The sequence below is a fragment of the Janthinobacterium sp. EB271-G4-3-2 genome (assembly GCF_020858035.1).
In the GTDB taxonomy this organism is placed as follows: Bacteria; Pseudomonadota; Gammaproteobacteria; order Burkholderiales; family Burkholderiaceae_D; genus Janthinobacterium; species Janthinobacterium aestuarii.
In genome coordinates this window covers 115,529-133,607 of the sequence record NZ_JACYMG010000008.1, presented here as the reverse complement: position 1 = coordinate 133,607, position 18,079 = coordinate 115,529, and the positions used below count along the sequence as shown (strand labels likewise).

Annotated in this window: 20 protein-coding genes; 17 read left to right on the top strand and 3 right to left on the bottom strand. The window is 65.5% G+C overall.

What is annotated here, in order from left to right:
• Positions 1–122: 122 nt before the first annotated feature.
• The 4 genes from IGS55_RS17770 (at position 123) to IGS55_RS17755 (ending at position 2,466) form a co-directional block, all read left to right on the top strand.
• On the top strand, positions 123–680 hold the full coding sequence (locus IGS55_RS17770) for a winged helix-turn-helix transcriptional regulator (protein ID WP_034753667.1): 558 nt from the start codon (positions 123–125) through the stop codon (positions 678–680).
• A 156-nt stretch (positions 681–836) separates the two neighbouring features.
• Positions 837–1,274, top strand: a complete 438-nt coding sequence (locus IGS55_RS17765) for a CHRD domain-containing protein (RefSeq protein WP_230516701.1) — start codon at positions 837–839, stop codon at positions 1,272–1,274.
• Positions 1,275–1,369: 95 nt separating this feature from the next.
• Positions 1,370–2,323 carry an AEC family transporter gene (locus IGS55_RS17760; protein WP_230516700.1) on the top strand — a complete coding sequence of 318 codons (954 nt, stop codon included), beginning with the start codon at positions 1,370–1,372 and terminating at the stop codon, positions 2,321–2,323.
• Positions 2,320–2,466 carry a hypothetical protein gene (locus IGS55_RS17755; protein WP_230516699.1) on the top strand — a complete coding sequence of 49 codons (147 nt, stop codon included), beginning with the start codon at positions 2,320–2,322 and terminating at the stop codon, positions 2,464–2,466. The genes IGS55_RS17760 and IGS55_RS17755 overlap by 4 nt, the downstream gene beginning before the upstream one ends.
• Here the strand turns inward: IGS55_RS17755 and IGS55_RS17750 are convergent.
• The gene (locus IGS55_RS17750) at positions 2,450–3,103 is read right to left on the bottom strand and encodes an FMN-binding negative transcriptional regulator (RefSeq protein ID WP_230516698.1); all 654 of its coding nucleotides are present in this window, start codon (positions 3,101–3,103) and stop codon (positions 2,450–2,452) included. The two genes, IGS55_RS17755 and IGS55_RS17750, sit on opposite strands and share 17 nt — an antisense overlap.
• A complete protein-coding gene (locus IGS55_RS17745) occupies positions 3,104–3,565 on the bottom strand; it encodes an OsmC family protein (RefSeq protein WP_230516697.1) in 462 nt (153 codons plus the stop codon).
• Positions 3,566–3,671: 106 nt separating this feature from the next.
• On the opposite strand from IGS55_RS17745, the gene pdxR reads away from it, so the two are divergent.
• The 11 genes from pdxR to IGS55_RS17690 all read left to right on the top strand — a co-directional run bounded on the left by pdxR (position 3,672) and on the right by IGS55_RS17690 (position 15,054).
• Positions 3,672–5,156, top strand: coding sequence for a MocR-like pyridoxine biosynthesis transcription factor PdxR (gene pdxR / locus IGS55_RS17740; protein WP_230516696.1), 1,485 nt, complete (start codon positions 3,672–3,674; stop codon positions 5,154–5,156).
• A 38-nt stretch (positions 5,157–5,194) separates the two neighbouring features.
• Positions 5,195–5,758, top strand: coding sequence for a DNA-3-methyladenine glycosylase I (locus IGS55_RS17735; RefSeq protein WP_230516796.1), 564 nt, complete (start codon positions 5,195–5,197; stop codon positions 5,756–5,758).
• Positions 5,758–7,389 carry an FAD-dependent 5-carboxymethylaminomethyl-2-thiouridine(34) oxidoreductase MnmC gene (gene mnmC / locus IGS55_RS17730; protein ID WP_230516695.1) on the top strand — a complete coding sequence of 544 codons (1,632 nt, stop codon included), beginning with the start codon at positions 5,758–5,760 and terminating at the stop codon, positions 7,387–7,389. Before IGS55_RS17735 ends, mnmC begins: the two co-directional genes overlap by 1 nt.
• A 228-nt stretch (positions 7,390–7,617) precedes the next feature.
• Positions 7,618–8,115, top strand: a complete 498-nt coding sequence (locus IGS55_RS17725; RefSeq protein ID WP_230516694.1) for a rhodanese-like domain-containing protein — start codon at positions 7,618–7,620, stop codon at positions 8,113–8,115.
• Positions 8,116–8,134: 19 nt separating this feature from the next.
• Positions 8,135–9,121 (top strand): serine O-acetyltransferase EpsC, encoded by a 987-nt coding sequence (epsC, locus tag IGS55_RS17720; protein WP_230516693.1) that lies wholly within the window; start codon positions 8,135–8,137, stop codon positions 9,119–9,121.
• A gap of 7 nt (positions 9,122–9,128) precedes the next feature.
• Positions 9,129–9,353 carry a helix-turn-helix domain-containing protein gene (locus IGS55_RS17715; protein ID WP_070305409.1) on the top strand — a complete coding sequence of 75 codons (225 nt, stop codon included), beginning with the start codon at positions 9,129–9,131 and terminating at the stop codon, positions 9,351–9,353.
• A 102-nt stretch (positions 9,354–9,455) separates the two neighbouring features.
• A complete protein-coding gene (locus IGS55_RS17710; protein WP_092718515.1) occupies positions 9,456–10,385 on the top strand; it encodes a family 2A encapsulin nanocompartment shell protein in 930 nt (309 codons plus the stop codon).
• The gene (locus tag IGS55_RS17705; RefSeq protein WP_230516692.1) at positions 10,360–12,156 is read left to right on the top strand and encodes a family 2A encapsulin nanocompartment cargo protein cysteine desulfurase; all 1,797 of its coding nucleotides are present in this window, start codon (positions 10,360–10,362) and stop codon (positions 12,154–12,156) included. The genes IGS55_RS17710 and IGS55_RS17705 overlap by 26 nt, the downstream gene beginning before the upstream one ends.
• Before the next feature lie 156 nt (positions 12,157–12,312).
• Complete coding sequence (locus tag IGS55_RS17700; RefSeq protein WP_230516691.1) at positions 12,313–13,032, top strand: sensor histidine kinase; 720 nt, start codon at positions 12,313–12,315, stop codon at positions 13,030–13,032.
• Positions 13,033–13,043: 11 nt separating this feature from the next.
• Positions 13,044–14,774 carry a tetratricopeptide repeat-containing response regulator gene (locus IGS55_RS17695; RefSeq protein WP_230516690.1) on the top strand — a complete coding sequence of 577 codons (1,731 nt, stop codon included), beginning with the start codon at positions 13,044–13,046 and terminating at the stop codon, positions 14,772–14,774.
• On the top strand, positions 14,758–15,054 hold the full coding sequence (locus tag IGS55_RS17690; RefSeq protein ID WP_230516689.1) for a hypothetical protein: 297 nt from the start codon (positions 14,758–14,760) through the stop codon (positions 15,052–15,054). The genes IGS55_RS17695 and IGS55_RS17690 overlap by 17 nt, the downstream gene beginning before the upstream one ends.
• 21 nt (positions 15,055–15,075) lie before the next feature.
• On the opposite strand, the gene IGS55_RS17685 is transcribed toward IGS55_RS17690, so the two are convergent.
• Positions 15,076–15,792 carry a PhaM family polyhydroxyalkanoate granule multifunctional regulatory protein gene (locus tag IGS55_RS17685; protein ID WP_230516688.1) on the bottom strand — a complete coding sequence of 239 codons (717 nt, stop codon included), beginning with the start codon at positions 15,790–15,792 and terminating at the stop codon, positions 15,076–15,078.
• Between the two features lie 149 nt (positions 15,793–15,941).
• On the opposite strand from IGS55_RS17685, the gene IGS55_RS17680 reads away from it, so the two are divergent.
• Both IGS55_RS17680 and IGS55_RS17675 read left to right on the top strand, forming a co-directional pair.
• Complete coding sequence (locus IGS55_RS17680) at positions 15,942–17,060, top strand: DUF3108 domain-containing protein (protein ID WP_230516687.1); 1,119 nt, start codon at positions 15,942–15,944, stop codon at positions 17,058–17,060.
• Complete coding sequence (locus IGS55_RS17675; RefSeq protein WP_230516686.1) at positions 17,061–17,816, top strand: DUF3108 domain-containing protein; 756 nt, start codon at positions 17,061–17,063, stop codon at positions 17,814–17,816. It abuts the gene before it with no gap.
• Positions 17,817–18,079: the final 263 nt, after the last annotated feature.

Sequence of the window (18,079 nt, the reverse complement as noted above, 5' to 3'; positions counted from 1 at the left end):
TGCGTATTTTTAATCCCTCGCCGGGGGCGGGGGGAGGCTTGCAAGGTGATAGTAACTAAGTTTCCGTGTTGCAACTGAAATACTTTTCGATTGTTGTTTTAAATCAATGTGAGGAGATGGCCATGAAACATACCAACTTTAATAATTTGCCTTGCCCGATTGCGCGCAGCCTGGGCAAGGTGGGCGAATGGTGGAGCATCCTCATCCTGCGCGAAGCGTTTTACGGCAAGACGCGCTTCGACGAATTTGAAAAAAGCCTCAAGATCGCCCCCACCATCCTGACGCGCCGCCTGGCCGACCTGGTGGAAGGCGGCTTGATGACGCGCCGCCTGTATTGCGCCAAGCCGCCCCGCTACGACTACGTGCTGACCAAGTCCGGGCGCGCCTTCAAGCCCGTCTTGCTGGCGTTTATCGCCTGGGGCAATGAAAACTTTGCGCCCGAAGGCGCCAGCCTCGTCATCGCCAGCCGCGATACGGGCCTGGCCGCCGATCCGGTGCTGGTCGACGCCACGACGGGCTTGCCCATCAATGACGAGTATTACGCGTTCGCGCCAGGACCTGCCGCCAGCGACAGCATGCGCAGCATCATCCTCGACGCGGAAAAAAGCAGCGGCATCGCGCCCAAACCGAAGGCGCCGGCCGCCAACCGCGGCTGGGTGGCGGAAGGGCACCTGGCCTGAGACGCGCTGGCAGGCGCGCACCAGGTTTGGCGCAAAGCAAGACGGACTGCACGGTATGGCGTTACCGTCGCACTATGCAATGCAAGTGCGGCGCAGGCCCGGCTGTGCAGGGTGAGGCGCCATCCGTGACCCGATGTCTGTTGAAGGAGTACTGCGATGACTACATTGCCACAACACGCTCGCCGCGCCGCCACCGTGCTGGCGCTGGCTGCCCTGCTGGGCGCCTGTTCCCATGGCCCGCACCAGCCGGGCGGCCAGGACGTCACCTTGACGGGCGCGCAGGAAGTGCCGGCCAACACCAGCACGGCCACTGGCAGCAGCACCATCCGCGTCGCCCATGACCGCAGCGTCAGCGGCGGCGTGCGCTACACGGGCATGGTGGCCACCGTCGCGCATATCCATGAAGCGCCGGCCGGCGCCAACGGCCCCGTCATCATGCCCCTGGTGAAAACGGCCGAAGGCATGTTTGCCGTGCCGGCCGGCGCCATGCTGACGCCGCCCCAGTATGCGAGCTACCAGGCCGGCAACCTGTACGTGAACGTGCACAGCGCCGCCTACCCGGCCGGCGAGATCCGCGCCCAGCTCAAGCCCTAGCCGCCGGCGCTTTCCCCGAAACCTCCTTGGGCCGCGCGAGCGGCCTTTTTTTGCGCCCTCCGGCCAGCGGCAGCAGCGCGCTACAATGGCGCTTCATGCTGACCATCCTCGCCATCACCTTTCCCTTCTTTGCCCTGGTGCTATGCGGCTACCTGGCCGTGCGGCGCAAGCTGCTGCCGCTGGCCGCCATCGGCGGCTTGAACAGTTTTGTCCTGTACTTCGCGCTGCCGTGCATGCTGTACCGCTTCGGCGCCGCCACACCCATCGCGCAGCTGCTCGACGCCGGCGTGTTCGGCGTGTACCTGCTGTGCGCGCTGATCATGGTGGGCGTCACGACGGCCATGACCCTGAGCCACCGCATCGACTGGAACAACGCCGCCTTCGGCGCGCTGGTGGCGGCCTTCCCGAATACGGGCTTCATGGGCGTGCCCCTGCTGTTGACCCTGCTGGGCCCCCGGTCCTCGGGCCCCGTCATCGTCACCATCATCGTCGACATGCTCATTACCAGCTCGTTGTGCATCGCGCTGTCGCGCATCGGCAGCGGCGGCGCGCACGGCAGCCGCGCCGCCGTCGCCAACGCCATGAAGGGCATGCTGGGCAACCCGATGCCGTGGGCGATCGTGCTGGGCGCCATGTCGTCGTGGCTGGAGCTGGCCTTGCCCAAGCCATTGATGCAGACGGTGGGTTTGCTGGCCGATGCCGCCTCGCCCGTTGCCCTGTTTACCATCGGCGCCGTGCTGGCCCGTTCGCAGATGAGCACGGCCGACCCGGCGCCGCTGGGAGAATATGTGCCCGTGGCGCTGAAAAAACTGCTGCTGCATCCGCTGCTGGTGTGGGGTATCGGCCATGCGGCCATCGCGCTGGGCGCGCCGCTCGATCCGTTCGCGCTGACCTGCATGGTGCTGGTGGCGTGCCTGCCCAGCGCCAGCAATGTCTCGCTGCTGTCGGAGCGCTTCGGCGCGAACACGGCGCGCATCGCCCGCATCATCCTGGTCTCGACGGCGCTGTCGTTCCTGACGTTTTCGGCGGCCGTCAGCTGGCTGGCGTGAGGGGGCACTCAACGTCACGGGGCGCGCCCCGCGCCTTGCGCATCATCGGGAGCAGAGCGACGACGCGCATCGCCCGCATCATCCTGGTCTCGACGGCGCTGTCGTTCCTGACGTTTTCGGCGGCCGTCAGCTGGCTGGCGTGACGTTGGCGGCGATCAGCGCGCCGAGTGCCTGCGCCGCGCCGGGCTGGGTGCCGGCGGCCAGTTCGCGCGCCATGGTGGCCTGGTCCTGCATGCTGCGGTTCTGCCCCAGCTTCCATTTGCCCGTGATGCGCGTGAGGGGGATTTCGATGCCGACGATGGCTTTCAAGAGTTTCTCGATATAGCCGGCCGGTGCATCGCTCACCCGCCATGGCGCGGCTTGATCTGCCTCATGGCGCGCCGTCAGCCGCTCCACCAATCCCAGCAGCCACGCCGCGTCGTCGATGGCGCGCAGGGGACCGTGGGCGTGCACGACCGCGTAATTGAAGGTCGGCACTTCCTTGCCGCTGCGCTGCTTTTCCGCATACCAGGCGGGCGTGATGTAGGCGTGCGGGCCCTGGAAAATCACCATGCATGCATCGTTCCCGCCGGCGGCGCGCCACAGCGGATTGGCGCGCGCCACGTGAGCGCGCAGGGTGCCGAATGGGGCGTCAAGCGTGGGTGCGGCGATCTCGAACGGCAGATGGTCGGCGCATAAACCATCGGCGCCATGGCGCACCAGCGCGCCCAGCGGATGCGCGTCGATCAAGCCATGCAGCACGTCGAGGCGTTCTTCGCGAAAGCTGGCGGGCGAGTACATTTAATCGGCTCCTTCCACGACCACGTCGGCCGTCAGCGAATTGGCGATGTAGCAGCGCTCGTGCGCGTCGTGGTGCAGGGCGGCCAGCGCCTCGGGCGAGGGCGGCGTTCCCGCAAACGCGATGCGCGGACGCAGCACGATGCGCGTCATGGCCAGGCGGCCTTGTGCATTCTTGCCCAGCTCGCCGACGGCGTCGTCGCGGTAATCGTCGATGACGTAGCCGCGCTGCGCCGCCAGCGACAGGAAGAACAGCATGTGGCAGCTCGACGTGGCGGCCACCAGCGCTTCTTCCGGGTCGATATTTGCCGCCACCGACATGGGCAGCGGCACCGACAGGGGCGACGACGAGGCGGCTACCGTCAGACCGCCGTCGAACTGCCATTCATGGCCGCGGCTGTAGCGCTGGCCGGCAAAATCCTGGCCGTCGCGCTGCCAGGCCACGGTGGCGAAAAACTGATGCATGGGTGCTCCGCAAAAGTAGAGAGGATGCGCCATCTTAGCGCCAATCTTGGCTATTTAAAACAGCCAATAAGTGCTATCTTGAGACTACCAATTCAAGAGTGCCGCCATGCCAGCTTCCCACCTGCACCAGATCATCGCCACCTTGCCGCTGCAGCGCGGCGCCAGCGAGCCGCTGTTCCGCCAGCTGTATGCTGCCATCAAGGCCGCCATCCTCGATGGCCGCATGAGTCCCGGCATGCAGCTGCCGCCCACGCGCGATTTTTGCCGCCTGCTGGCCGTGTCGCGCCAGACGGTGCTCAATGCGTATGCGCTTCTGACGGCCGAAGGCTACCTCGATGGCGCCGTGGGGCGCGGCACCTTCGTCAGCGTCGAGGTCCCGATGGCCGCGCCGCCCGCCAAGATGGAAGCGCCCGGCCTGCTGCGGCCCCTGTCGGCGCGCGGCCAGGGCGTGGTGGCGGCCATGCGCCAGGTGGCATATCACCGTGGCCCGCTGCGGGCCTTCCGCGTCGGCATGCCGCGTATCGACCATTTCCCGTTCGACGTGTGGAATCGCCTGGAAGCGCGGCGCTGGCGCAGGCCCGACCACCATTTCGGCTACAGCGATCCGGCCGGCTACCTGCCGCTGCGCGAGCTGCTGTGCGTGTATCTGAAAGCGTCGCGTGGCGTCCAGTGCACGCCGCAGCAGATCGTCATTACGTCCGGTTCGCAGCAGGCGCTGTTCCTGCTGTCGACCATCCTGCTGGCGCCCGGCGACGCTGCCTGGATGGAGTCGCCCGGCTACCGGGGCGCCAGCGGCCCGCTGCGCGCGGCCGGCGCGCGCGTGTTTCTCGTTCCCGTCGATGCGCAGGGACTGGACGTGGCGTATGGCATGGCGCACTGTCCGCAGGCGAAGCTGGCGTACGTGACGCCATCGCACCAGATGCCGCTGGGCGTGAGCATGAGCTTGCCCCGCCGCCTGGCCTTGCTGGCCTGGGCCGCGCACAACAAAGCCTGGCTGGTGGAAGACGATTACGACAGCGAATACCGCTACGCGGGTGCGCCATTGGCTTCGCTGCAAAGCCTGGACCGGGCCGGCTGCGTGGTGTATGTCGGCACCTTGTCGAAAGTGCTGTTCCCTGGCCTGCGCCTCGGCTATATGGTGGCGCCGCCCGCGCTGGCCGAGGCGCTGGTGCAGGCCAAGGCCGTGATGGACCGGCACACGGCCATCGTGCCGCAGATGGCGCTGGCCGACTTCATCGCCGAGGGCCACTTTGGTCGCCATATCCGCCGCACGCGCGACAGCAATGCCGAACGGCGCGACTTGCTGGTGCGCGGCATCGCGCGCGAACTGGGCGACCAGCTCGCGTGCGGCCCGGCCGACAGCGGCCTGGAACTGTGCGCGTATTTTCGCGCCGGCCACGATGAGGAAAGCGTCGCGCGCGCGGGGCTGGCACGGGGCATCGAATTGCGTCCGCTGGGCCACTATGCCGATCCGGCGGCAGGGCCCGAGTGCGCCACTCCACCAGGGCTGCTGCTGGGCTTTGCGGCCATTCCCCCCGCCGAGATACAGCATGGCGTGCAGGAACTGGGATGCATCCTGCGCGGCCGATAAACTATACTGGCACTTGCCTGCACATGAAGAACACGACCATGACCACCATCCGCTGCTCCTGGGCCAACCCGGCCAATCCCCGCTATCTCGACTACCACGATACGGAGTGGGGCGTGCCCTGCCACGACGAGCGACGGCTGTTCGAGATGCTGAACCTGGAAGGCGCGCAGGCTGGCCTGAGCTGGGAAACCATCCTCAACAAACGCGACACCTACCGCGCAGCGTTCGATGACTGGGACGCGGACAAGATCGCCGCGTATGGGCCGGACAAGGTGGCGCAGCTGCTGGCGGACCCCGGCATCGTGCGCAACCGCCTGAAGGTGGCGGCCGCCATCACGAATGCGCAAGCCTATTTGCGCCTGCGCGCACAAGGGCAGACCCTGGACAGTTTTTTGTGGGCGTATGTCGATGGCCAGCCCATCGTCAACAGCTGGCAGCCGGGCGCATTTCCCGCCAAGACGGCCCTGTCCGACAAACTGTCGAAAGACTTGCTCAAGCTGGGCTTCAAGTTCGTCGGCTCGACCATCATCTACGCCTACATGCAGGGCATCGGCATGGTCAATGACCATGCGCCCGCCTGCTTTTGCCGCGCGGGGCGCTGATGCACCGCGCGCTCGTCCTGCTCGACACGGATTTTGACGGCGCGCGCTTGAGCGCCGTCTGTGCGGCGCATGGCGGGCGCCGCCTGCATTACATCGCGCTGGCACCGCGTCCCGTCGACGCACGCCACTTGCCCGAGCAGTGGCGCGCGCAATGGCCGCCCTGCGTGCCGGGCCTGCACCGCATGGTGTCGCACGATGGCTTGGTCACGCTCGATGTGCTGATCGGCGAGCCCGACGCATGCCTGGCGCAATTGTCGGCGCGCGTCGATGAAGTGCACCTGGCTTGGGTGCCGCCAGCCACGCCGGTGCTGGCGCGCCTGATGGTCGATGGCGCCCGCCTGCAAGCCGTGCACCTGGACGAGGCGCAGCGCGCGGCCCTGCAAAAGAATGGCTTTGTTTTTGACGAGAGCCGGCTGCGCGCCATGTTTTATGCGCGGCGCGGAGAATCCGCGAGCGCGGTGGTACCCGAGCGGCGCGCCATCGTCATCGGCGCGGGCGTGGCCGGTGCGGCCGCCTGCGAGCGGTTGGCCGCGCGCGGCTGGAAGGTGACCCTGATCGAACGCCACGCGCAGCCGGCCAGCGAGGCCTCGGGCAACCTGGCTGGCATCTTCATGCCCCTGATGTCGAAGGACGACAATATCGCCACGCGCCTGGTGCGCGCCGCCTACCTGTATTCGCTGAGCCGCTGGAAAGACCTGGGCGGCATTGGCGCCGCCATCGAGGGTGTGCAAAGCGGCGTGCTGCACCTGGCGCGCGACGGCGCGCATGCGCAGGTGCAGCGGCAGATCGCCGCCAGCGGCCTGTATCCGCGCGAATTCGCCCGCTGGCTGGAAGCGCCCGAGGCGACCGCCATGCTGGGCGCGCCGGCGCCCGATGGCGCCTGGTGGTTCGAGCAGGGCGGCTGGGCGCGCCCGTCCTCCGTCTGCGCGGCCATGTTCGACGCCTGCGGCGCCTTGCTCACGCGGCGCTTTTCCAGCAGCGCCCTGCGCCTGGAGCGTGGCGACCAGGAATGGCTGGTGCGCGATGCGGACGGCGCCCTGATCGCGGCGGCGCCCAACGTCATCCTGGCGGCGGGTACGGGTGCCGCCGATTTCGAGCAGGTGGCCGGTCTGCCGCTGGACGCCGTGCGCGGCCAGGTCACGCACCTGGCCGAAGGCAGCTTGCCATCGTTGCCGTTCGTCGTCTGCCGCGAAGCCTACATGACGCCGGCGCACGAGGGCACCGTGTGCGTGGGCGCCAGTTACGATGCGGACGCGGACACCAGCTTGCGCCCATCGAGCCAGGAAGACAATATCGCGAAGATCGCCGATATCCTTGGCGTGACCCCGTTCGCCGCGCCGCTGGCCGGACGCACGGGCTTTCGCTGCATGGCACCGGACCGTCTGCCGCTGGCGGGCGCCCTGCCCAATCCCGGCGTACCGGGCCGCTGCGAGCGCCTGCGCGACGTGCCTCGCTGGCCCGGCCTGCATGGCTTGCTCGGCTACGCCTCGCGCGGCCTGATCTGGGCACCGCTGGCGGCCGAGCTGCTGGCGTGCCAGCTGGAGGGGGAGCCGCTGCCGCTGGAACGCCAACTGGCAGAGGCGCTGGATCCTGCGCGGTTTTTATTGCGGGAACGGCGCCGCGCTGGTTGAGCGTTGGCGCAGAGCAGGCGAGGGCTGGGGTCAGACCCCCAACACAGCTGACGCAAAGCCTGGCGCCAACGCGCGTGAGGGTCTGACCCCATATGCGGACGCTCCGCGCGTAGTCCCCATATCTGTTTTTCAGCTTTCCAAACTCTTTTTAATTTGTTTTCCGAACAACATAAGTTCGCTACAGTGGACTCGTGCTGGTTTTTGACGATGGAATAAAGAGGTGGAAAGATGGCTGCTGCAGAACTGATTTTCGATCCCCGCGCCGCGCATGGCGGGGCGGCGTTTGACGAAGTGCTCAATCTGGCGCGCACCCGGGCGCAGGCGCAGGGCTTGCCGTACGCGGGCATCGTCAGCGCGCAGGATGCGTGGCAGCTGGTGCAGGCCGGCAAAGCCGTGCTGGTCGACGTGCGCACGCATGAAGAACGCACTTTCGTCGGCTACGTGCCCGCCTCGCTGCACGTGGCGTGGGCGACCGGCACGTCCATGAACCGCAATCCCCGCTTTACGCGCGAACTGGAAGCGAAGGTGGGCGGCAAGGATGCCGTCGTGGTGCTGCTGTGCCGCAGCGGCAAACGCTCGGCCGCGGCCGCCGAAGCCGCCGCCAAGGCCGGTTTCACGCACGTCTTCAATATCGCGCAAGGCTTCGAGGGCGACCTCGACGAGCAGCAGCAGCGCGGCCATAGCGGTGGCTGGCGCTGGCATGCGCTGCCCTGGCTGCAAGATTGAGCCTCTTCCCGGGACCACCATGAACCAGCGAGCCATTCCCCCCGCCTCCCTTGCCGCGCAGCCGCAATGGGAACTGCGCCAGATCGTCGATGAATTGCGCGCCGTGCGCGAGCAGTGGCGCGAAGGGCTGGCCAGCAATCAGGAGTGCGGCGCGCGCGAATTCCCATCGCGCCAGCACTTGCACGACATCATCAAAGCCCTGTGCGCGGCCCTGTTCCCCATGCGCCTGGGCCCCCTCGACCTGCAGCAGGAGAGCGAGGATTTCTTCGTCGGCCACACGCTCGACACGACCTTGACGGGCTTGCACGAACAGGTGCGGCGCGAACTCAGTTACCACGCGCGCCAGCACGGCTTGCAGCAGACCGTGTCCATCGAACAGCAGGCGCTGGCCATCGTGCAGCGCTTCGCCCGCGCGCTGCCGCGCATCCGCGCCCAGCTCGACACGGACGTGGCGGCCGCCTTCCATGGCGACCCGGCCGCGCACAGCGTCGATGAAGTACTGCTGTGCTATCCGGGCATCCTGGCCATCATCCATTACCGCCTCGCGCACACCTTGTATGCGCTCGGCGCGCCGCTGGTGGCGCGCATCATCGCCGAAGTGGCCCATTCGCAGACGGGCATCGACATCCACCCGGGCGCCATCATCGGCAGCAGCTTTTTCATCGACCATGGCACGGGCGTGGTGATCGGCGAGACGGCCATCATCGGCGAGCGCGTGCGCATTTATCAAGCCGTCACCCTGGGCGCCAAGCGCTTTCCGGCCGGCTTTGATGGCGTGTTGAAAAAGGGACTGGCGCGCCACCCCATCGTGCAGGACGACGTGGTCATTTATGCGGGCGCGACGATCCTGGGACGGGTGACCATCGGCCAGGGTTCCGTCATCGGCGGCAATGTCTGGCTGACGCGCAGCGTGGCGCCCCGCAGCCATGTCACGCAAGCGCACAATCAGCAGGAGGCACCGGAGCCGCCGACGCCATCCCACCCCGCCTTTGCCCACCACCCATGAGGACAGCATGTTGATCAAACAGTTTGGACTGGCCGTGCGCCAGTTGCGCGAAGGGCATGGCTGGTCGCAGGAGCGCCTGGCCGAAGCGGCCGACTTGAACCGCTCGTTCATCGGCGAAATCGAACGGGGCGCCGCCACGCCGTCGCTGCTGACGGTGGAAAAGCTGGCCGTCGCGCTGGGCGTCGGCCTGGCCGGCTTGATGGCGCGCTGCGAACCGGAACTGGTGGATTAATGCCGGCCTGGTGGCGATAGCATGTTGAGAGAAGAGGGGAGACGTCCGATACTTTATTTGTTTTTCAGATAAGCATATTCACTTTTCTCATCAGGAGTAGTCATGACAGTAGCAACAGAGAGCCAGTTCGCGCTGGGCGATAACGCCGCGCGCCAGCTGGCCAATGCAAGCAAGAGCGTCCCCCAGCTGTCCACGATCACGCCGCGCTGGCTCGTGCACCTGCTGCAATGGCTGCCCGTGGAAGCGGGTATCTACCGCCTCAATCGCGTGAAAAACCCGAAGGACGTGCGCGTGGCCTGCTCGCAGCGCGACGAGTCGGAACTGCCGCAAACCTTCGTCGACTACGACGAGCAGCCGCGCGAATATTTTCTCAACGCCGTCAGCACGGTGCTCGACGTGCACACGCGCGTGTCGGACCTGTACAGCAGCCCGCACGACCAGATCAAGGAGCAGCTGCGCCTGACCATCGAAACGATCAAGGAGCGCCAGGAAAGCGAATTGATCAACAATCCCGACTACGGCCTGCTGGCCAGCGTGCATGACGACCAGCGCATCTTTACCCTGACGGGCGCGCCGACGCCGGACGACCTCGACGAACTGCTGACGAAAGTGTGGAAGGAGCCGGGCTTTTTCCTCGCCCACCCGCTGGCCATTGCCGCCTTTGGCCGCGAATGCACGCGCCGCGGCGTGCCACCGCCGACGGTCAGCCTGTTCGGTTCCCAGTTCCTCACGTGGCGCGGCGTGCCGCTGGTGCCATCGGACAAACTGCCGATCGAAGACGGCAAGACGAAGATCATTTTGCTGCGCGCGGGCGAACAGCGGCAAGGCGTGATCGGCCTGTTCCAGCCCGGCCTGGCGGGTGAGCAAAGCCCGGGCCTGTCCGTGCGTTTCATGGGCATCAACCGCCACGCGATTTCGTCCTATCTGATTTCGCTGTATTGCTCGCTGGCCGTGCTGACCGACGATGCGCTGGCCGTACTGGAAGACGTGGAGATCGGTAAATACCATGACTACCCAGACACCTACAAGTGATGGCGCGGCGGGCTTGCCTGCCGTCCCGTTCTTACCCGACGAAGCGACCTTGAACCGCCTGGCCGGTGAATTCTTTGCCCGCTTGCCGGGGTTGGCTCCCGCGTTGGACATGTCGCCCAGCCTCGGCGGTTCCGGCAGTGTGCTCGATGCGGCGCCCCGCTATGCGAACCGTCCGCCGCCGCAGCCCGGCCCTTCCTTCGCCGCCATTGCCCCTGGCGTGGCGACGGCGCAAGTGCCGCCCGTGACGGCGCAAGTGCCGCCCGTGACGGCGCCGCTGGAAGCACCGATTGCGCCGTCGCCCGCATCGATTCCCACGCCGCGTGCGTCCGCCCTGGGCGCGCCGTCGCCCTACTATTTTGTCGGTGGCGCGCATGGCTATCCGGCGTCGGACGGCAAGCTCGATGGCCTGGCGCAGCAGGGTCTGGGACAGGCCGCGCCGCAGCAGGCACCCGCGCGCCAGCTGCCCGTATCGCCGGCTAACAGCCAGCCCGTGTTCTATTTCCAGACCGAGCTGCCCTCGGCGACGAAGCCCGGTCAACACCAGGCGCCGGCGCCATTCGACGTGCATGCCGTGCGGCGCGATTTTCCCGTGCTGGCCGAAAGGATCAACGGCAAGCCGCTGGCCTGGTTCGACAATGCGGCCACCACGCACAAGCCGCAATCGGTGATCGACCGCGTGTCGTATTTTTATGCGCACGAGAATTCGAACATCCACCGCGCGGCGCACGCATTGGCGGCGCGTGCCAGCGACGCATACGAGGCCGCGCGCGCCAAGGTGGCCAATTTCCTCGGCGCCGCTTCGCCTAACGAAATCATTTTCGTGCGGGGCGCCACCGAGGGCATCAATCTGGTCGCCAACACCTTTGGCCGCAAATACATCGGCAGCGGCGACGAGATCATCGTCTCGCAGCTCGAGCACCACGCCAACATCGTGCCGTGGCAGCAGCTGGCGGCGGAAAAGGGCGCGACCCTGCGCGTGATTCCCGTCGACGACAGCGGGCAGATCATCCTCGACGAATTCCGCAAGCTGCTCAACGGGCGCACCAGGCTCGTGTCCGTGACGCAGGTGTCGAATGCGCTGGGCACCGTGACGCCCGTGGCGCAGATCATCGCGCTGGCGCATGCGGCCGGCGTGCGCGTGCTGGTCGATGGGGCGCAAGCCGTGTCGCATTTGCGCGTGGACGTGCAGGCGCTGGGCGCCGATTTTTATGTCTTCTCGGGGCACAAGGTATTTGGCCCGACGGGCATCGGCGCCGTGTATGGCAGGGCGGACTTGCTCGAGCAATTGCCGCCATGGCAGGGCGGCGGCAACATGATCGCCGACGTCACGTTCGAGCGCACCGTCTACCAGGGCGTGCCGAACCGTTTCGAGGCGGGCACGGGCAATATCGCCGATGCCGTGGGCCTGGGCGCGGCCATCGATTACGTGCAGCGCATCGGTCTGGAAAACATCGCCGCCTACGAGCACGCGCTGCTGGAATACGCGACGCACCAGCTGCAATCGATTCCCGGCGTGCGCCTGATCGGCACGGCGTTCGACAAGGCCAGCGTGGCCTCGTTCGTGCTGGCCGGCTATGCGCCGGCGGAAGTGGGGCGCGCACTGAACGACGAGGGCATCGCCGTGCGCTCGGGCCACCACTGCGCCCAGCCGATTTTGCGCCGCTTCGGCGTGGAAGCGACCGTGCGGCCATCGTTCGCCTTCTACAACACGTATGAGGAAATCGACCGCATGATCGTCGTGGTCAAGCGCCTGGCGGGCGCGCGCCGCTGATCTTGTCTGCTTGTCAAGCTGATGCCGCCCCTGCGCCAGCGGGGGCGGCATTGTTGCGTCATGTCACGGACTTTGCGCGCGGCTGGCTGGCGTCCGCAGGCTGGCGGTATAATTTATCCTTGGCAATATTGAAGCTGCGGCCCAAGGAGATATCCGGTGGAAGATCAACACAGCTCGCCCGAGCTTTTCCTGTTCCTGGCGTCGACCGTGCACGACATGAAAAACTCGATCAGCGTGGTCAGCGGCACTCTGGAGTCGCTGCTGGCGGCCGAGCAGGCGAAAACAGCCCCCCAGGCCGACCCCGCCTACCTGCAGATGGCGCAGATGCTGTACCAGACCAAGCGTCTCAACGATAACCTGATCCAGCTGCTGGCCCTGTACAAGGAAGTGGGAAAGCCCGGCTACCCGTTCGACGTGCAGCCGCAGCTGGTGAGCCAGGTGGTCGACCAGGTGGTGGACCAGGAAAAGATCCTGCTGGCGTCGAAAGGCATCCGGCTGGAGACGGCTTGCCCGCCAGAGCTGATCTGGACCCTCGATGAAGACCTGGTCATCGGCGTGCTCGCGCATGCGATCAACAATGCCATCCGCTATACGAAGGATACGATCCGCCTGTCGGTGCGCGAGGCCGATGGCTTGCTGGAGCTGCGCGTGGAAGACAATGGCGACGGCTATACGCAGGCCTTGCTCGACGCAGGCAGCGCGGCCATGGATGGCATGGTGGCCGGCGTGAATTTTTCCACCAACAGCACGGGCCTGGGCCTGTATTTTTCCAGTGAAGTGGCAAAGATGCACAAGCACCGTGGCAGCAGCGGCAGCATCGCCCTGGAAAACGGCGGCGCCCTGGGCGGCGGCTGTTTCATCCTGCGCCTGCCCTGAACGAGGACTCCATGACGACAGACAGCCACGCCACGGCCGCCGAAGCGGGCAGCACCGACTGGGCCGACAAACATTATCTGCTGGTCGACGATTTCATCGGCATCCGCATCCTGCTGCGCGAATCGCTGCGCAACCTGGGCGCGCGCCATATCGACCAGGCGGCCAGCGGCGGTGAAGCCATGAAGCTGCTGGCCAAGACGCGCTACGACGTGGTGCTGTGCGATTACAACCTGGGCGAAGGCAAGAACGGCCAGCAAGTGCTGGAAGAGACGCGCGTGCGCAACCTGACGGCGCCGTCCAGCGTCTGGCTGATGGTGTCGGCCGAGAAAAGCGTGGAATCGGTGATGGGCGCGGCCGAGCACCAGCCCGACGCATATCTGATCAAGCCGATCACGGAAGGCGTGCTGCTGACGCGCTTGAACCGCGTGTGGCACAAGAAGCAGGTGTTCCGCGAAATCGACCAGGCCTGCATGGAAAAGGATTATCTGCGCGCGGCCAAGCTGTGCGACGCGCAGATCGAGCTCAACAAGCTGCACGAGCTGGAATTGCTGCGCATGAAGGCGTCGTTGCTGCTGAAAAGCGGCGAGCCGGAAAAGGCCCGCGCCGTGTACGAAAAAGTGCTGGCCGACCGCGATTACAGCTGGGCCAAGGCGGGCCTGGGCAAGATCCGCATGAATAACGGCGAGCACGAGGCGGCGCGGCAGATCTTCCAGGGCGTGATCGTCGAAAACAAGTACTACATCGATGCCTACGACCAGATGGCCGTCGCCTACCAGCTGATGGGCCAGCACGAGGAAGCGTGCGGCGTGCTGGAAAAGGCGGCGCGCCTGTCGCCCAATTCCGTGCCGCGCCAGCGCAACCTGGGACTGGCGGCCCTGAAAGTCGGCAATGTCAGCATGGCGGAAAAGGCGTTTCGCAAGTGTATTTCCATCGGCGAGTTTTCCGTCATGAAGACGCCGGACGCCTACCTGGGCCTGGCGCGCGTGTGCGGCCTCAAAAAGGATGCCAAGGAAGCGCTGCAGTGGCTGCTGCTGGCGCAGCGCGAATTCTCGCCCGAGCAGATCGGGCTGCGCGCGAAGATCACGGAAGGCATGGTGCACCACGAAACGGGCGATTACCGGCGCGCGCGCAAGTGCGGCGACGAACTCGAAGCCATGCTGCTTGACGACCCGGCGCGGCCCGAGAAAAGCATTTGCATGGAACTGGCGACCCTGCTGTTCGCCGTCGGCGTCAAGGATGCGCCGGCCGGCCTGCTGTGCTACGTGGTCAAGAACAACCACGATAACCAGGTGGTGCAGGACGAAGTGCAGAAAATTTTCGACAAGGCCAAGATGGGCGACGAGGGCACCAGCCTGATCATCGCCTCGCGCAAGGAAGCGTCGGACTTGATGAACAAGGGCGTGCTGCTGTGGAAGACGGACAAGCTCAACGAAGCGGTGGCCTGGATGCGCACGGCGCGCGAAAAGCTGCCGAACAACTTGCGCATCCTGTTCAATTCCGCGCAAATCATCGTGTCGTTCCTGGAGCAGCGCGGCTACCAGGCGGAATTGGCGGCCGAAGCCATGGAAGTGTTGTTGTATGTGGACAAAATTGCACCAGGGCAGCAGCGCTTCGCGCAATTGATGGAGCAACTGGTGCAGCTGACGCCGCCGCCCGGGCCGGAAGAGGCCGTCGTGGTAGCGGAAAAAGCGCCGCCGGTGCCGGAAAAAGGGGGAAAAGTCGTGCGTGAGCGTGCCGGATGATAAACTAGGGGCCAGCGTGGGTTCGCCCGTGCTTGAGTTGCTCTACAACAATAAGGAAGAAACTATGCGTGATGTGGTCAATGAAGTATACAAAAAAATGAAAGTCGGCGCCGTTGCCTGGGTACGCCCGGTCGCCGCCAAGGGAGACACGCTGGAAACATTCCAGTCTTCGTACGAGCACGCCAAGGCGCTGGCCGACGAAGGCCTGATCACGATCGGTGACGTAAAACGCCAAGCCGACAATCAGATCGAGGCGATCCGCATTCATCGTATCGCCTGATCATATCGCCAGCTTGAAACATCAGGCCTTGCCTGGTGCTTTCGACTTGGGTGCCGCGCGCTTTGCCGGCGCCTTGCGCAGCGGGGCCTTGGCCTTGGCTGCCGTGCCTGCTTCTGCCGGCTTGGCGGATTTGCCGGCCGCCGGTTTGGCCGCCGCTCCAGCCGCTCCACCGCCAAAACTGGCGGCATCGGGCGACATGGCTGTCGACACGGCCTGCTTGAACTGATCTTGTAACAAATTCCACCAGGCACTTGGATTGGCCAGCTGGGCTGCCGCCTGGCTGCCGGCATCGTGGGGGGCCGCTGCGGCCGGTTCCGGCGCGGGCGCGGGTGCAGGCGCCGGTTTCGGTTCAGGCGCTGGCGCTGCGGGTGCCGCTTGCTGGAAAAACGCGGAAGCGTAGGGCACGGATTCAAACACGGTTTTCTCGCTGGCACCGGGCTGGGTGATGGCCGCCGCCAGGGAAGCGCCCATCGATTTCAGGGTGGCGATGGTGCCGCGCTGCACTTCCAGTGCCTGGATACTGCCGCGCAGCATGCTGGTATTGAGGTTCAGCCAGGCTTCGACGGCTTTCAAGTCATTGATTTTCTTGTCCAGCTCTTCCACCGACATGGTGGGCGCCGTGATGCCGGGCACGCCCATGCCGGGCACGCTCATGCTGCCCCACAGGTTCTTGACGAAGTCGAGGGTGTCGGTCACAACTGCTGCGCCCGGCATTTGGGGCATTTGCGGGTTTGCCATGCGAAATCTCCTGGTAGGTGGATGTGCCTAGCGTAGCAGATATCAGCTTGCTACTGACGCAAAGCCGCCAACATTTTCTTACATAAAACAGTAGGAGTTGAGCACGGGCAAGAAGCAGGAAGTGGGGGGAAGGCGGTACACTACGGCCTATGATGCCTGACTCCTTCTTTTCACCACCGCGCCGCCGCACCGTCATTTTTGTCGCGATCATCGGCGCACTGCATTACGTGGCGCTGGAATGGCTCACCTCGCGTGCCAGCATGGTGCCGCTGGGGCAGGATCATGCGCAGGTGGTCAGCATGGCGCTGATCGCCGAGCCACCCAAACCCGTGCCGGTGGCGCCGCCTCCGCCGCCGAAGCTGCAGCCCTTGCCCGAGCCCCGCTTGCCGCCACCGCCGCCGCCGACGGAACTGCCGTCGAGCGAAGCGCCGCAGTTGACTGCGCCCGCCAGCGACGTGCCGGAAGGACCTGCCACGACCGAACCTGCCGCCGTGGCTGCCCCGGCCATCACGGCGCCCGCACCCGCTGTGGCGGCCGCGCCCGTGCCGGCCAGCACACCGCCGCCACCGCCCGTCGAGCAGGCGCGGCGCTACAAGACGAATGCGCCTGCCTCGGCCCAGTTCGACCTGCACGTGGACCGGCGCGATGCGGACGGCACCAAGTGGCAGGGCGTGGCCGCCATGGCGTGGGACAACCGCGGTGACACGTACCAGCTGAAACTGGAAGTGGGCTTGAGCATGCTGATCACGCGCATCAATCTGCTGGTGCTGACCAGCGAGGGCCTGATCGATGACGGCAGCATCGTGCCCGTCACGGCCACGGAAAAACGCAAGGGCCGCGCGCAAACGGCCACGCATTTCAACCGCGATGCCAAGGCCATCACGTTTTCTGCCACGACGGCCACGGCGCCATGGCAGGAGGGGACGCAAGACAAGGCCACCGTGCCATTCCAGCTGGCCGCCATCGGCCGCGCGGACGTCAACCAGCTGGCGGGCAATATCGATATCCTCGTCGGCGAGGAAAAGGAAGCGACCGTCTTCCGTTTCCAGCTGGTGGGCGAGGAAGAACTGGACACCAAGATGGGCCGCCTGGTGACCTGGCATTTGCGCCGGCCACCGAAGCCCGGCACGTATTCGTCGCAGCTCGATATCTGGCTGGCGCCGTCCATGCAATGGTATCCGGTACAAATACGCAATACCGAAGCGAACGGGGCGCTGACCACGCAAACCGTGACCCAAATTCGCGTCAATGACGCTACAGGAAAATAGATGACTACTTTGAAACGCATTTTGCTCGCCAGCCTGCTGGCCGCCACCCTCACGCCTGCCATGGCCGACGCCCCCCTGGAGCATCCCACCATCAAGCGCCCGTACAAGCTGGTGCCGTCGGCCGACCTCGTGTATTCGATCAAGGCCAAACAGCGCGGCATCGGGCTGTCCGGCGAATCGGTCAGCAACTGGCGCGTGGGCGACGGCAAGTATTCGCTGCTGGCCGAAACCAAGGCTGCCCTGTTCGGCAAGATCCTCGAGCAGCGCAGCGAAGGCACGGTCGACGATTTCGGCCTGGCGCCAGCCCAGTTCGTGGAAAAGCGCTTTCGCAAGGATGCCGTGACGACCACCTTCAAGCGCGACAGCAAGACCATCGTCTTTGGCGAAGGCGATGAAACCTATCCGCTGAAAGGCGGCGAACAGGACCGCAACAGCGCCGTCTGGCAACTGGCCAGCGTGGCGCGCGCCGCGCCCGAGAAGTTCGTCCCCGGCTCGGAATGGGCGTTCTTTGTCGCCGGCGCGCACGATGCCGAGCCGTGGACCTTCAAGGTGGTGAAGGAAGAGACGGTCGCCACGGGCATGGGCGAGGTCGCCGCCATCCACCTGGTCAAGGCGCCGCCGCCGGACAAGAAGGGCCAGCAAGTGGACCTGTGGCTGGCGCCGTCGCTGGAATGGTATCCCGTGAAGGTGACATTCGCCGATGCGGACGGCGGCGATTACGTCGAGCAAACCTTGCAGAAGATCGTCAAGAAGTAAGTGCTTGCTATCATAGCAAATATTGATTTTCTCTATTTTTCACCCCTAACGGCAAATGCTGGGGTCAGACCCGCCGGGTCTGACCCCGGATTTTCGCTGTTGATTTTTTTGCTGATACAACACTCGGCTTGTCAACAGCGCCATCGCCCCTTTTCCACAAGTCGAATTGCATGTCAGAACTGATATACTGACGCCCCCGCCCCGCAGCGCTGCGTTAGCCCGCTGCGCCGCCCGCTGAACACTCATCCGGAAAAGAATGATTG